Annotated in this window: 4 protein-coding genes; all 4 read left to right on the top strand. The window is 78.6% G+C overall.

All coding sequences use genetic code 11. From position 1 onward, the window contains the following. Genes ACIA79_RS27440 through ACIA79_RS27425 form a run of 4 tightly spaced genes read left to right on the top strand, consistent with a single transcriptional unit; the run spans position 1 to position 13299 of the window. Positions 1-3660, top strand: coding sequence for an amino acid adenylation domain-containing protein (locus ACIA79_RS27440; protein WP_399431029.1), 3660 nt, complete (start codon positions 1-3; stop codon positions 3658-3660). Then, on the top strand, positions 3651-4907 hold the full coding sequence (locus ACIA79_RS27435) for a MupA/Atu3671 family FMN-dependent luciferase-like monooxygenase (protein WP_399431028.1): 1257 nt from the start codon (positions 3651-3653) through the stop codon (positions 4905-4907). The genes ACIA79_RS27440 and ACIA79_RS27435 overlap by 10 nt, the downstream gene beginning before the upstream one ends. After that, a complete protein-coding gene (locus ACIA79_RS27430) occupies positions 4907-9457 on the top strand; it encodes an amino acid adenylation domain-containing protein (RefSeq protein WP_399431027.1) in 4551 nt (1516 codons plus the stop codon). The genes ACIA79_RS27435 and ACIA79_RS27430 overlap by 1 nt, the downstream gene beginning before the upstream one ends. After that, positions 9454-13299: an amino acid adenylation domain-containing protein gene (locus ACIA79_RS27425; protein WP_399431026.1), complete on the top strand. Its 3846-nt coding sequence runs from the start codon at positions 9454-9456 to the stop codon at positions 13297-13299. The genes ACIA79_RS27430 and ACIA79_RS27425 overlap by 4 nt, the downstream gene beginning before the upstream one ends. The last annotated feature ends 4 nt before the right edge of the window (positions 13300-13303 follow it).

Raw genomic sequence — 13303 nt, 5'->3', positions numbered from 1 at the left:
ATGGACCGTGTGGACGAGCTGTTCGCCCGGCAGGCGCGGCGCACGCCCGGGGCCGTGGCGCTGGTGGACGGCGACGAGCGGCTGACGTACCGGCAGCTCGACGACGCCGCCGACCGCTTCGCGGGGGCGCTGGCCGCCCGCGGCGTGGCGCGGGGCGGGCGGGTGGGCGTGTACCTGGAGCGGTCCGCCGCGATGGTGGTCGCGCTGCTGGGCACGCTGCGGGCGGGCGCCGCGTACGTGATGCTCGACCCCGACTTCCCGGCGGTGCGGCTGCGCGCGATGGCCGCCGACGCCGGGGTGCGGGTGGTCGTCGACCGGGCGGGGGCGCGCTGGGAGCACGGCGCGCGCATCGACGTGACGGCGGCGGGCGGTGCGTCCCCCGTACGCGGGGCCGGGCGGGGGCCGGACGCGGGCGGTGAGGAGCCGCAGCGTGAGCACCGGGACGCGGGCGGCGGGGAGCTCTGGCGCGAGGACCCGGACGCGACCGTCGGGGAGCCGCGGCGCGAGGAGCCGGACGCGGCGTGCGTGATGTTCACCTCCGGGTCCACCGGGCGGCCCAAGGGGATCGTCGCCTCCCACCACGCCGTCACCGCCACCCTCACGGGCCAGGACTTCGCCTCCTTCGGGCCGGGGGCGGTGTGGCTCCAGAGCGCGCCCGTGTCGTGGGACGCGTTCGCGCTGGAGCTGTGGGGGCCGCTGCTGGGGGGCGGGACCTGCGTCCTGCACCCGGGGCAGCGGCCCGATCCGGTGGTGATGGGCCGTCTCGTCGCCGAGCACGGCATCACCTCGATGTACCTGTCCGCCGGTCTCTTCAACGTGGTCGTGGACGAGTACCCGCGCGCGCTGGACGGTGTGCGCGAGGTCCTCGTCGGCGGGGAGGCCCTGTCGGCCGGGCACGTGGCGCGGGCGCTGGAGCGGTGGCCCGGGCTGCGGCTGAGCAACGGGTACGGGCCGGTGGAGGGGATGGTGTTCCTCACCACCCACCGGATCACCGCCGCGGACGTGCGGGACGGTGCCGCGGGCGTGCCCATCGGGCGGCCGCTGCACGGCAAGCGGGTGTACGTCCTCGACGCGCGGCTGCGGCCCGTCCCGGACGGCACGGTCGGGGAGCTGTACGCCGCCGGGGCGGGGCTCGCGCTCGGTTACGCGGGCGGGCCGGGGGCGACCGCGGAGCGGTTCACCGCCGACCCGTACGGTCCGGCCGGCACCCGGATGTACCGCACCGGCGACCTGGTGCGGCGCCGGGCGGACGGGGTGCTGGAGTTCGTGGGCCGCGCCGACGCCCAGGTCAAGGTCCGGGGCTTCCGGGTGGAACCGGGCGAGGTCGAGGCCGTCCTGGGGCGCCGTCCGGGCGTGGGGCGGGTCGCGGTCGTCGCCCGCGAGGACGCCACCGGTGAGCGGCGGCTCGTCGCGTACGTCGCCGGGCACCAAGAGGACGGCGGCGCCCCCGGTACGGGGGTCGGGGCGCGGACGGCGGTCGCGGCGGAGTTACGGGAGTACGCCGCGAGCGTGCTGCCCCGCCATCTGGTGCCGGACGCGGTCGTGGTGCTCGACGCGCTGCCGCTGACGCCGAACGGCAAGCTGGACCGGGCGGCGCTGCCCGCGCCGGAGGGGGCCGGGGGTCCGGGCGGCGGTCGCCTGCCGGGCGACGAGCGCGAGCAGGCGCTGTGCGCGCTCTTCGCCGACGTGCTGGGCGTCCCGTCCGTCGGCGCCGACGACGACTTCTTCGCGCTGGGCGGCCATTCGCTGCTCGTCGCGCGCCTGCTGGGCCGTATCCACGCGGTGCTGGGCGCGGAGGTCGGCGTACGGACCCTGTTCGAAGCGCCGACCCCGGCGAAGCTGGCGCCCCGGCTGGCACCGGTGGCCGATTCACCGGCCGACGCGGGGCCGGGCCCGGGTCCGGGCCCGGGCGCGGGCGCGGGCGCGGGCGCGGGCGCGAACCCGGTGCCGAGTGCGGTGCCGGGTGCGGTGGCGGCCGGCGCGGGTGCCGGGGTGAGCGGTACGGCCGTGTCGTACGCCCAGCGCAGGCTGTGGTTCCTGGACCAGCTCGACGCGGGCGTCGCGTACACCATGCCCATGCTGGCCCGGCTGCGCGGCCCCGTGGACGCCGGCCTGCTGGAAGCCGCGCTCGGTGAGGTCGTGGCGCGGCACGAGGCCCTGCGGACGGTGTTCGACACGGTGGACGGCGAGCCGGTGCCGCGCGTGCTCACCGGGGACGCGGCGCGGCCGCGGTTCACGCACCTGGTGGTGCCGGGCGAGGAGCTGGAGGCGCGGATCGGCGAGGCGGCCCGGTACCGGTTCGACCTCGGGGCCGAACTGCCCGTGCACGCCGTGCTGTTCACCGTACGGGAGCGGCCGGACGAGCATGCGCTGCTGCTGGTCATGCACCACATCGCGGCCGACGGCTGGTCCCTGCCGCCGCTGTTCCGCGACCTGTCGCGGGCGTACGCGGGCGAGGCGCTGCCCCCGCTCCCGGTCGGGTACGCCGAGCACGCGCGGCGCCGGCGGGAGCGGGCGGGCGGCCGGGGGGACGACCGGCTCGCCCACTGGCGGCAGGCGCTGGACGGGGTGCGGGCACCGGAACTGCCCTGGCGCGCGGACGACTCGGGGCGGGCGGACGCCGGCACCGTGGTGCGGACGCTGGACGCGGAGGCGCACGGGCGGCTCGTCGCGCTGGGCCGGGAGCACGGGGCGACGCTCTTCATGGTGCTGCACGCGGCGCTGGCCGCGGTCCTCGTGCGCGCCGGGGCGGGGGACGACACGGTGATCGCCGCGCCGGTCGCGGGGCGCGGGACCGACGGGACCGTGGACGACGTGGTCGGCTTCTTCGTCAACCTGCTGGTGCTGCGGACCGACGCCTCCGGCGATCCGGCGCTGCGGGAGCTGCTGGCGCGTGTGCGGGACACCGACCTGTCGGCGCTCGCGCACCAGGACGTGCCGTTCGAGGAGGTCGTCGACGCGCTCAACCCGGTGCGGCGGCCGGGGCGGCAGCCGTTCACGGACGTGGTGCTGGCCCTGCAGAACAACGCCCGCGCGGAGGTGGACCTGCCGGGGGTGGACGCCTCCGTCGAGGTGGTCCGCACGGGCGCGGCGCGCTTCGGGCTGCTGGTCGACGTGACCGACCACCACGCGTCGCCGTCCGGTGCGCCGGCGGGGCTTTCGATCACCCTGGAGTACCGCGAGGCCGCGCTGGGGCGGGAGATGGCGGAGTGGCTCGCCGACGCGTTCCTCCGCATGCTGCGGACCGCGGCCACGGACCCGGACGTCCGGGTCTCGGAGCCGGCGCTGCCCGCGGCGCCCCGGCGGGCCGGGGCGGGAACCGCGGCGGAAGGCGCCCGCGGCGCGCGGGGCGCGAGCCCGGACAGCCCGACCGTGCGGCGGATCGCGTCCGTGTGGCGGGACGTCCTCGGGGTGGCGGAGGTCGGGCTGCACGACGATTTCTTCGCCCTGGGGGGCAACTCCCTGCGGGCGGTGCGGGTCGCCGCGCGGCTCACCGGCGACGGGGAGGGCGGCGCCGTCACCGCGGCGCAGATCTTCGAGGCGCCGACCGTGGCCGCGCTCGCCGCCGCCCTGGAGGCGGGCACCCGCGCGGACGGCCCGGCACCGATCCCCCGGCGGCCTCGGGTGCCCCGGCAGCGGCAGGAGGAGCCGTGGACCTGAGCGTGATGTTCTTCGGCGCGGACGCGGGTGCGGCGGCGTCACCCGCGGGCGCGGGCTCAGGCGCCGGCTCGGGCGCGGGCGGCGGCTCGGGCGCGGACGCGGGTGCGGCGGCGTCACCCGCGGGCGCGGGCTCAGGCGCCGGCTCGGGCGCGGGCGGCGGCTCGGGCGCGGGCGCGGGCGCGGGCTCAGGCGCCGGCTCGGGCGCGGGCGCAGGCGCAGGGCCGGGCGCCGCCGGCAGCGGTTTCGGGGGGCACGCGGGGGCGTACGAGGACATCCTCGCCGTCGCGCGGGCCGCCGACCGGCTCGGGTTCCATGCGGTGTGGACGCCCGAGCGGCACTTCCAGCAGGTGGGGCAGGTGTTCCCGAGCCCGCCGGTGCTCAGCGCCGCGCTCGCCGTCGCGACCGAGCGGATCGGGATCCGGGCCGGGAGCGTCGTCCTGCCGCTGCACCATCCGCTGCGGGTCGCCGAGGACTGGGCGGTCGTGGACAACCTGTCGCACGGCCGCGTCGGGCTGTCCGTCGCCACCGGATGGCACTCCGCCGACTTCGCCGTCTCCCCCGGCGCGTACGCCGACCGCCGGGCGCGCATGCTGCGCGACGTACCGGTGCTGCGGCGGCTGTGGGCGGGCGAGGCGGTCGAGTTCGCGGACGGCACCGGGCAGCCGGTGGCGGTACGGCCCATGCCGCGGCCCGTGCAGCCGGTGCTGCCGCTGTGGCTGACCACCTCCGGCAGCCCGGAGACGTGGGAGGCCGCCGGGCGGCTGCGCGCCGGGGTCCTCGCCGCCACCGTCGGGCAGAGCCGCGAGGAGCTCGCCGGGAAGATCGCCCGGTACCGCGCCGCCTGCGCCGCGGCACCCGAGCAGGGCGGCACCGGGCCGCACGGCCGGGTCACGCTCATGGCGCACACCTTCGTCGGCGAGGACGACGAGCAGGCGCGGCGCCTGGTGGCCGGGCCCCTGAAGGCGTACCTGCGCTCGTACGTGCGCCAGACCGCCGCCAACCGGTCCGCCGACGACCGCACCGCCGCGCTGACCGGCGAACAGACCGCGATGCTCGCGGAGTTCGCGTACCGCCGCTACCTCACCTGGGGGGCGCTGCTCGGTTCGGCGGAGACCTGCCGCGCCATGCTCGCCGACCTGCGGGACCTCGGGGCCGACGAGGTGGCCTGCTTCATCGACTTCGGCCTCGGCCGCGACGACGTGCTGGCCGGGCTGCACCGGCTGGCCGCACTCCGGAAGGACCTCTGATGGCCGGTTTGTCGCCCGCCGACCGGTTCGGCGCGCTCAGCTCCGAGCAGCGCGTGCGGTTCATGCGCCGCCTGGTGGAGGCGGGGCGGGCGGGCAGCGTGCCCGCCGTCGTGCCCGTCCGGGACACCGGCGGGCCGGTGCGGCTCGCTCCCGCGCAGGAGGACCTGTGGGTCTACGACTCGCTGTATCCGGGGACGCCCGCCCTCAACCTGTGCTCGGCGTACCACTTCGAGGGGCCCGTGGATCCGGAGCACCTGGCGGCGGCGCTGACCGTCGTGCAGGAGCACCACGACATCCTGCGCGCCCGGATCCGCGGGCGGGCCGGGGACCTGTGGCTGGACTTCCCGGACGAGGGGCCGTTCGCGCTGGAGCGGGAGGACCTGCGGGGGACCGGCCGCGGTGTGGCGGAGGCGTTCGGGGCGTTCCGGCGGCGGCCGTTCGACCTGGCGCGGGACCGGCTGGTGCGGGCCCGGTTCGTCACGGTGGACGACGAGCGCTCGACGCTGATGCTGAGCCTGCACCACATCATCACCGACTGGTGGTCGTTCGACGTGCTGCAGAGCGAATTCGCCGAGGCGTACCGGGCGGTGCGGGACGGCGTCGCGCCGCGGACGGCGCGGCCGCGGGTGCAGTACGCGGACTTCGCCGCCTGGCAGGGCGAGCTGGAGGCCGCCGGGGTGTTCGAGGCGCGGCTGGACTTCTGGCGGCGGTACCTCGACCGGCCGCCGGGGCCGCTGACCGTTCCCGGGGCGCCGGCGGCGGAGCCGGGGATCGCCCAGGTGCCGTTCCTGGTCGACCCGGGGACGGCGCGGGCGGTGCGGGCGCTGGCCCGGGAGCGGGGCGCCTCGGTGTACGTGGTGCTGATGGCCGCCTTCGCGGTGCTCGCGCACCGGCTGACCGGCGCCGGGGACCTGGTGCTCGGCACGCCGACCGCGAACCGTGCCGCCAAGGGCCTGGAGCGGGTCATCGGGTACGTGATGAACGCGGTGCCGACCCGGTGGCGGATCCGGCCCGGGGAGTCGTTCGGGCAGGTGCTCGGGCGGTTCGTGGCCGACTTCCCGGACGTGATGGCGAACGCCGACGTGCCCGTGGGGCGGATCGTCTCGGCGGCGGCTCCGGAGCGCAGCGCGGGCCGGTCGCCGCTGTTCCAGTGGGTGTTCATGCACCTGGCGCAGCAGCGCAGTGTGCGGGCGCTGCGGGACTTCGCCGTGCCGGAGCGGATCCACACCGGCGGTGAGCACGACCTGGTCGGGATCGTGCGGGACGCCGAGGACCCCGACGGGGGCATGACCGGCAGCTTCGAGGTGCGCACCGAGCTGTTCGCGCCCGCGGCGGTGGCGCGCTGGGCCGAGGCGTACGTGGAGCTGCTGCGGCACGTGACGGCGGACCCGGAGGCTCCGGTGGGCGGCCACGACCTGGTGCCGGCGGGCGAGCGGGCGCGGTTGCTGGCCGCGTCGGCGGGGCCCGCGGGGCCGGAGCCGGCCGCGCTGCCGGACCTGGTGGCGCGGTGGGCGGCCCGGACGCCCGGTGCCCCGGCGCTGGCCGGTGCCGGTTCCCCCGCACTGTCGTACGCGGATCTCGCGGACCGGGTGGACCGGCTGGCGGGGCTGCTCGCGGCACGCGGTGCCGGTCCCGGGCGGGTGGTGGCGGTGGCACTCGGGCGGTGCCCCGAGGCGGTGGTGGCGGCGCTGGCGGCGCAGCGGGCGGGCGCCGCGTACCTGCCGGTCGACCCGGACCACCCGGCCGAGCGCGTCGCGCACGTGCTGCGGGACGCGGCGCCGGTGCTGGTGGTGACCGCTCCCGGCGGGGCGGAGCTGCCGGGGGACGTGCCGCGGCTGGTGCTGGACGCGTCCGCGTACGCCCATGAGCCCGTCGCCGCGCGCGGGCCGGCGCGGCCGGACGACACCGCGTACGTCATCCACACGTCCGGGACCACCGGCCGGCCCAAGGGGGTGGTGGTGCCGCACCGCGGGATCGCGGCGCTCGGGCACAGCCTCGCGGAGCGGTTCGGGCTCGGCCCGTCGGACCGGGTGCTGCACCTGGGGTCGCCGGCCTTCGACATCTCGGTCGGCGAGGCGGCGATGGCGTTCGCGGCCGGCGCCACGCTGGTCGTCGCGCCGCCCGTGCCGCTGGCGGGCGCCGCGCTCGGCGACGTCCTGGCCGGGGAGCGCGTCACGTGCACCCTGCTGCCGCCGTCGGTGCTGGCCACCGTCCCGGAGGGCGTGTTCCCGGACCTGCGGGTGGTGGCGGTGGGCGCGGAGGCGTGCCCGCCGGAGCTGGTGGCGCGCTGGGCGGTGCGGGGGCGGAGGTTCCACAACGCCTACGGGCCGACGGAGTCGACGGTCGCGGCCACCGCGTCCGGGCCGCTCGCGCCGGGCGGCGCCGGGGCGCCGGGAGCCGGTTCCGGCGGGGTGACGACGATCGGCACGCCGGTGGCCGGCACGCGCGCGTACGTCCTGGACGCGCGGCTGCGGCCGGTGCCGGCCGGGGTGCGCGGCGAGCTGTACCTGGCGGGCGACGGGCTCGCGCTGGGATACCTGAACCGGCCCGGGGCGACGGCCGGGCGGTTCGTCGCCGACCCGTACGGACCGCCGGGCGCCCGCATGTACCGCACCGGCGATCTGGCGCGGTGGCGGGAGGACGGGTCGCTCGACTTCCTGGGCCGCGCCGACGACCAGGTGCAGGTGCGCGGCTTCCGGGTGGAGCCGGGCGAGGTGGCCGCGGTCCTGGCCGGGCACCCCGGGGTCCGGCAGGCGGTGGTGGCGGTGCGCAGCGGCCGGCTGATCGGGTACGCCGTGCCGGAGGGCGCGGCGGACGCCGGGGAGCTGATCGCGTACGCGGCGCGGCGGCTGCCCGCGCACATGGTGCCCTCCGACGTGGTGGTGCTGGACGCGCTGCCCCTGGGTCCCGGCGGCAAGGTGGACCGGGCGGCCCTGCCGGATCCCGCGGGTGCGGCCGCCGGCCCGGGCCGGGCGCCGTCGACCGGGCGCGAGGAGGTGCTGTGCGGGCTGTTCGCCGAGGTGCTGGGGGTCGCGGCGGTCGGTGCCGACGACGACTTCTTCCGGCGCGGTGGCGACAGCATCATGGCGATCCAGCTGGCCGGGCGGGCGCTGACCGAGGCGGGGCTGTCGCTGACGCCGCGGGACGTGTTCACGGCGCGGACGCCGGCGGGTCTGGCGCGGGTGGCATCGGCGGTGGCGCCGGACGGGGCCGGTGCCTCGGCGGACGCCGCCGGGGCGGACGCGGGGCGGCTGCCGCTGACGCCCGTCATGCGCTGGTGGCGCGAACAGGGCGGCGATCCGGCGGCGTTCACGCAGTCGATGGCGTTCCCCGTCCCGGACGGGGTGCCGTTCGAGCGGGTGAGGGCGGCCGTGCAGGGGCTGGTGGACCGGCACGGCGCGCTGCGGATGCGGCTGACCGGCGACGAGCTGGAGGTCCGGCCGGCCGGGGACGTGGTGGCGGAGGTCCTGCGTTCCGCGCCGGCGGATCCGCGGCTCGATCCGTGGCGGGGCGAGATGGTGCGGGCGGTCCTGGAGGACGGGCGGCTGCTGGTGACCGTGCACCACCTCGCGGTGGACGGGGTGTCCTGGCGGGTGCTGGGGCCGGAGCTGGTGGCCGCGCTGGAGGGCCGGCCCGTGCCGCCGGCCGGCGGCACGCCGTTCCGCCGGTGGGCCGGCCTGCTGCGGGAGGAGGCGGTGCGGCCGGAGCGCGCGGACGCCGAACCCGCGTGGTGGGAGCGGGCGCTGGCCGGCCCGGACGCGCGGGTCGCGGGCGGGCGCGGGGCCGGGGCGGCGCGCCGCACGGTCACCGTCACGCTGGGCGCGGAGGTGACGGACGCGGTGCTCGGCAGCGTCCCGGCGGCCTTCCACTGCGGTACGGACGCGGTGCTGCTGGCCGCGCTGACCGCGGCGGTGGAGCGGTGGCGGGGAGCGGGCTCCGGTCTGCTGGTGCATCTGGAGGGCCACGGGCGGGAGTTCCTCGGGCGGGACGTGGACGTGTCCCGTACCGTCGGCTGGTTCACCACGCAGTACCCGGTCCGGCTGGATGCCGGGCAGGCGGGCGGTGACGCCTTCTGGGAGCCGTCGGGCACGGCGCCGGGCGAGGCGCTCAAGCGGGTCAAGGAGCAGCTGCGGGCGGTGCCGGACGGGGGCCTCGGATGGGGTCTGCTGCGGTACCTGAACCCGGACACGGCGCCGGGACTGGCCGCGCTGCCCGTGCCCGACGTGCGCTTCAACTACCTGGGGCGGCTGGCCTCCGGTGACGCCGCGGGCGGCGAGCTCCTCGGCGCGGCGGCGGACGCGGTGCCGCTGGGGCACGCGCTGGAGATCGACGCGGTGGCGGTGGACGGGGGCCTGGTGACCGGGTGGTCGTACGCCGGGGGCGTGCTGGACGGCGAACGGGTGCGGCGGCTCGCGGAGCTGTGGCGGGAGGCCGTCGGGGTGCTGGTCGCGCACGCCGGGCACGAGGGCGCGGGCGGCCGCACGGCATCCGACTTCGACCTGGTGGACCTGTCGCAGGAGCAGCTGGCGATGCTGGAGGGCGAGTGGTGAGCGGGGCACCGCACGCCGGCTCCGCGGCCGCGCCGGCGGTCCCGGGCGGCGGCCGGATCGCGGACGTGCTGCCGCTGGCGCCCGCGCAGGAGGGCCTGTACTTCCACGCGGTGCGCGACGGCGCGGAGGGGGCGGACCCGTACGTCGTGCAGGCCCGCTTCCGGGTCGCGGTGCCGGCCCGCGCCGTGCGCGACGGGCTGCGGGCGCTGCTGGAGCGGCACCCGAACCTGCGGGCCTGCTTCCGGCACGAGCGGCTGGACCGGCCGGTGCAGGTGATCCCGCGCGAGGCGGTGGCCGACTGGCGCGAGGTCGCCGCCGGTGACGTACGGGAGGTGATGCAGCGGGAACGGGAGCGGCCCTTCGACGTCCGGCGCCCGCCGCTGCTGCGGGCCGCCCTGGTGGCGGAGCGCGACCTGGTGCTGACGTTCCATCACATCCTGCTGGACGGCTGGTCGATGCCGGTGCTGGCGCGGGACCTGGCGGCGCTGTGCACGGGCGGGGAGCTGCCGCCGCCGGTGCCGTACCGGGACTACCTGGCGTGGCTGCGGCGGCAGGACGCGGGGGCCGCCGAGGCGGCGTGGCGCGAGGCGCTGGCGGGACTGGAACGGCCCCCGCTGCTGTCCGCGTCCGGCCCGTTCGACGCGGCCGTGCACGATCTGGCCCTCTCCGCCGGTCTCGGCGCGGCGCTGGCGCGGCGGGCGGCCGACTGCGGGGTGACCGTCAACACCGTGGTGCAGGCGGCTTGGGCGCTGGTGCTGAGCCGTATGACGGGCGGGGCGCGCGACGTGGTGTTCGGGGCGGTCGTCTCGGGCCGGCCGCACGACCTGCCCGGTGTGGCGGAGATGGTGGGCCTGTTCGTCAACACGCTGCCGGTACGGGTGCGGCTGGACGGGCGGGAGCGGGTGGGCGCGCTGCTGCGCCGCCTGCAGGACGAGCAGCTGCGGCTGGCGCCGTACCCTCATGTGCCGCTGGCCCGGGTGCAGCGGGCGGCGGGGGCCGGGGACCTCTTCGACACGGTGCTCGCCTTCGAGAACTATCCGCGCCCGCGGGACGCGGACACGGCCGCCGTGCGGCTGGTGGAGGCGCACGACGCCACGCACTACCCGGTGACCGTGGCGGTCGTCGCCGGTGAGCGCATGCTGCTGCGGGTGTCCTGCCGCCGGGGCATCGCGCCCGGTGCGGTGGCGGCGCGCCTGGAGCGGGCGCTGGAGGAGCTGGCCGGCGACCCGGGCCGCCCGGTGGGCCGGCTGGACGTGCTGCCGCCGGCCGAACGGGCCGCGCTGCTCGCGGCGTCCACGGGCCCGGGCCGCCCGGCCGGCGGGGAACCGCCGGTGCCGGCGACGGTCCCGGAGCGCTTCGCCCACCAGGCGTCCCGCACCCCGGACGCGGTGGCGGTCCGCTCGGCGGACCGGACGGTGACGTACGCGGAGCTGCGGGCCGGCGCCGCCGCCCTGGCGGCCCGCCTGACCGCCGCGGGCGTACGGCGGGGCGACACGGTGGCCCTGCTGCTGCCGCGCTCGGTGCCGCTGGTGACCGCCCAGCTGGCGGTGCTGACGGCCGGGGCGGCCTACCTTCCCCTGGACCCGGCGCAGCCGGTGGCGCACCTGTCCCGCCTGATCGGCTCGGCGGGCGCGCGGGTCGCCGTGACGGCGGAGGAGGCCGCGTGGCTGCCGCCGGGCGTGACGGAACTCCCGCTGGAGGCCCGCGGGTCGGGGACCCGCGGGGCGACGGGCCGCTCCCCCGCGGCGGACCCCGCCGGGCCGGGGGCCGCCGGGCCGGACGACGCCGCGTGCGTGATGTTCACCTCCGGGTCCACCGGTGAGCCCAAGGGGGTCGTCGTGACGCACCGCGGGATCGCGGACCTCGCGGCGGACCGGCGCTTCGCGGGCGGGGCGCACCGGTGCGTGCTGTTCCACAGCGCGCACACCTTCGACGCGGCGACGTACGAGGTGTGGGTGCCGCTGCTGGGTGGCGGGACCGTCGTCGTCGCCCCGCCGGGGCGGCTCACGCCCGGGCTGCTGGAGCGGGTCCTGCGCGAGGGGGGTGTCACCGCGCTGTGGCTGACCGCCGAGCTGTTCCGGCTGGTCGCCGACCTCGCCCCCGGCGCGCCGGCCGGGCTGCGGGAGGTGTGGACCGGCGGGGACCTGGTGGCACAGGACGCGGTGCGGCGCGTGCGGGCCGCGTGCCCCGGCACCCGCGTCGTCATCGGTTACGGGCCCACCGAGACCACCGTGTTCGCCACCGCCGGGCCCGAGGGCATCGGGCGGCCCCTCGACGGCACGGGCGCGTACGTCCTCGACGCCTCGCTGCGCCCGGTCCCCGACGGCACGACGGGCGAGCTCCACCTCGCCGGACCGGGCCTCGCGCGCGGCTACCTGAACCGGCCCGGCGCGACCGCCGAGCGGTTCGTCGCCGACCCCTACGGGCCGCCCGGCACCCGCATGTACCGCACCGGGGACCTGGTGCGGCGCCGCGCCGACGGGGTGCTGGAGTTCGTGGGGCGCGCCGACGACCAGGTCAAGGTGCGGGGCTTCCGGGTCGAGCCCGCCGAGGTGGAGGCGGCCCTGGCGGGCTGCCCCGGGGTGGTGCGCGCGGTCGTCACGGTCCGGCGGGCGCCGGACGGGGGCAAGGTCCTCGCCGCGCACCTGGTGCTCGCGCCGGGCGCCGGGCTGCGTGCCGTACGGGAGGAGGCCGCCCGGACGCTGCCGCTCCACCTGGTGCCCTCGCTGTGGGCGCGGATCGACGCCGTACCGCTGACGGCGCACGGCAAGGTGGACCGGGCGGCGCTGCCGGAGCCCCGGGCGGCGGCGGAGGGGCGGCGCGAGCCGCGCGCTGGGCGGGAGGCCGCGCTGTGCGCGCTGTTCGCCGAGACGCTGGGCGCGGCGGACGTGGGGCCCGACGGCGACTTCTTCGCGCTCGGCGGCCACTCGCTGCTCGCGCTGCGCCTGACCTCGCGGATCGAGGCGGCGCTGGGCGTGCGCGTCCCGCTCGCCGCGCTCTTCGACGCGCCGACCCCGGCCGCGCTCGCCGCCCGTCTCGGTGCCCCGGCGGACGACGGGTTCGGGCCGCTGGTCGCCCTGCGCCCGGGAGAAGGCGACCGTGTGCCGCTGTTCTGCGTGCACCCGGGGTTCGGCCTCGGGTGGGCGTACACCGCGCTGCTGCCGCACCTCTCCCCCGGGCACCCGGTGTTCGCCCTGCAGTCGCCCGCCCTGCGCGGCGCGACCGGGCTGCCGCCCACCATGGGGGCGATGGCGGAGCAGTACCTCGCGCACATCCGCAGGGTGCGGCCGCACGGCCCGTACCTGTTGCTCGGCCGCTCCTTCGGCGGTCTGCTCGCCCACGAGCTGGCGGCCCGGCTGCGGGCCGCGGGCGAGGAGGTCCGCCTGCTCGCGGTCCTCGACGCGATGCCGAAGCCGCCGTCGGCCGGACCGCTCGACCCGGGGGCCGTCGAGCGGGAGGTGCTGCGCCTGCTGCTGCGCAACAACGGGGTCGCCGCGGCCGCCGGACCGGAGGGCCGGGCCGGGGTGTTCGCGCGGGTGCGGGGCGGACAGGGGCCGCTCGCCGGGTTCGACGACGCGCGGCTCGGGGCGGTCGCGGACGCGATGGCGCACCACATCCGGCTGGCGCACACCTGGCGCCCCTCCCCGTACGACGGGCCCCTGACGCTCTTCTCGGCGACGCGCGCCGCCGAGGCGACCACCGGCGAGAAGACGGCGGCGTGGCGGCCCTGGGCGGCGTCGCTCGACGTCCGTGAACTCGACTGCGCGCACAGCGACGTGCTCGGCGCGGGGCCGGCCGGCACCGTCGCCGCCGTCATCGACGACGTACTACGGGGGAAGTGAGCCG

The sequence above is a fragment of the Streptomyces sp. NPDC051310 genome (genome assembly GCF_044455245.1).
In the GTDB taxonomy this organism is placed as follows: domain Bacteria; phylum Actinomycetota; class Actinomycetes; order Streptomycetales; family Streptomycetaceae; genus Streptomyces.
This window is presented reverse-complemented; position numbering and strand designations above follow the sequence as displayed.